General features: G+C 72.7%; 2 protein-coding genes and 1 pseudogene. 1 reads left to right on the top strand and 2 read right to left on the bottom strand.

The features are described from left to right. Positions 1-383, top strand: a 383-nt coding sequence (locus ACTUAL_RS29770) for a hypothetical protein (protein ID WP_440902563.1), incomplete at its 5' end; no start/stop codon positions are given. A 6-nt stretch (positions 384-389) separates the two neighbouring features. On the opposite strand, the gene ACTUAL_RS29765 is transcribed toward ACTUAL_RS29770, so the two are convergent. Further along, a complete protein-coding gene (locus ACTUAL_RS29765; RefSeq protein WP_440902562.1) occupies positions 390-1799 on the bottom strand; it encodes an MFS transporter in 1410 nt (469 codons plus the stop codon). Positions 1800-1863: 64 nt separating this feature from the next. After that, positions 1864-1986 (bottom strand): annotated as a pseudogene (locus ACTUAL_RS29760) (glycerophosphodiester phosphodiesterase); the annotation flags it as partial.

Below are 1986 nucleotides of genomic sequence, written 5' to 3'. Positions count from 1 at the left end.
TGGCCCCGCTCGCCCTGGTCGCGCTGCTCACCGGCCGCCCCACCACCGCCGCGCTCACCGCCACGGCCGCCGCCGCCCTCGGCCTGCCGCTGCTGGCCGCCGAGGGCCCGGCCCTGGCGTGGGCGCTGCTCACCCAGGCCGCCGCGTGGACCACCGCCGCCGCCCTGTGGGCAGGTCACCGCCGCGAAGCCCCCGGCGCCCGCTGGAGCGTGGCCGCCGCCACCGCGACCACCGCGTGGACCGCCTGGGGCCTGCTCGCCCCACCCGTCCTGGCCTACCACCACCCGTGGCTGCTCGCCGCCGCCACCACCGCGCTCACCGCCGTCGCGGGGACGACAAAAACGGGGCCGGGGGAGACCCCCGACCCCGCCACCACCACCTGAGGGACCTCAGACCGTCTCCGGCACCGGGTTCCCCGACTCCTTGATCGCCCGGCGCACCGGCACGAACACCATCAGCACCAGCCCGACGGCGAAGAACACCACCAGCGACACGATCGCCAGCCGGAACGACCCCGTGGCCTGCCCGACCCCGGCGAACACCAGCGGCCCCAGCCACGAGGTCGACCGCTCGCCCACCTCGTACAGGGAGAAGTACTGCGCCTCCCGCCCCGGCGGGATCATCTGGCTGAACAGCGACCGCGACAGCGCGTTCGTGCCGCCCAGCACGATGCCGATCCCGGCCGCCAGCGCGAAGAACTGCCCCTGCTGCCCGGCCTGCACGAAGTACGCCGCGCCCACCACCACGATCCACACGCCCAGGCTGATCATGATCGTGCGCTTGGTGCCCCAGCGCTTCGCGCCCCACCCGTGCAGCAGCCCGCCGAAGAACGCCACGAACTGCACGATCAGGATCGTCGTGATCAGCACCGACTGCTCCAGCTTCAGCTCGGCGCTGCCGTACTGGGCCGACACGTTCGCCACCGTGGCGATGCCGTCGGTGTAGATCAGGTACGTGCCCAGGAACGCCAGCGTCAGCGGGAAGCCCTTGGCGAACCTCAGCGTCTGCCCCAGCTCCTTGAACCCGGCCGTCACCACGCCGAACCCGCGCTCGCCGCCGTGCGGCGCCTGGTGGGCGCGCAACCCCCGCAGCGGCACCAGCGTGAACGCGGCCCACCAGATGCCGGAGAGCACGAACGCCAGCCGCACCGACTCCGACTGGGTCAGCCCGATCGCGTCGTGGCCCAGGTACAGCGCCAGGTGCAGCGCCAGCGCCAGGCCGCCGCCGAGGTAGCCGAACGCCCAGCCGCGCGAGGACACCGCGTCCCGCTCCTCGGGGGTGGCGATCTCCGGCAGGAACGCGTAGTACACCACCACCGAGGCGCCGTAGCAGATGTTGGCGACGATGAAGAGCCCCACGCCCAGCTGCCAGTTCGTGCCGGTCACGGTGGCCAGCGCCATGGTCGCGGCCGAGCCGGTGAACGCCAGCGCGCCCATCATGGCCCGCTTGTTCTGGGTGCGGTCGGCGATGGCGCCCATGACCGGCAGCACCAGCACCTGGATGACGGTGGCCACCGACAGCAGGTAGCCCCACAGCGACCCGGCCGGGAACTCCAGCCCGAACAGCGAGATGTCGCAGTCGACCAGCGAGTTCTCCTGGCCGCCGTCCCGGCACGGGCTCGCCCCGTTGCGGGCGGCGTCGCCCTCCGCCGCCACCTGCGCGATCGAGCCCAGGTACAGCGAGAAGAACACCGTGATCACCGATGTGGGGAACACCGAGTTCGCCCAGTCGTACCAGATCCAGGCCCGCTGCTCTTTACGGCGATCGGCGGGGGGCGCACTGCTGTCGGCCACGCTCATGGGGGCGGACTGTATCCGTCCAGAGCCCCTCGGCAGGCCCTCCTCGGCCAACCTGTTGTGAACATCAGGTGGCCGTCCACGCCCCGCGCTCGCGCAGCACCTCCCGCAGCACGTCCGGCCGGTCGCTGACCAGCCCGTCCACCCCGAGGTCCAGCAGCCGCCGCATCTCGTCGGCCTCGTCGACGGT

This window comes from Actinosynnema sp., from assembly GCF_052038725.1.
Note: the sequence above shows the minus strand (reverse complement) of the source record. Positions and strands in the feature narration are given on the sequence as shown.

Excerpts from the sequence above, each read along its gene's own strand:
- ACTUAL_RS29765 (WP_440902562.1), bottom strand. The coding sequence starts at position 1,799 with ATGAGCGTGGCCGACAGCAGTGCGCCCCCCGCCGATCGCCGTAAAGAG.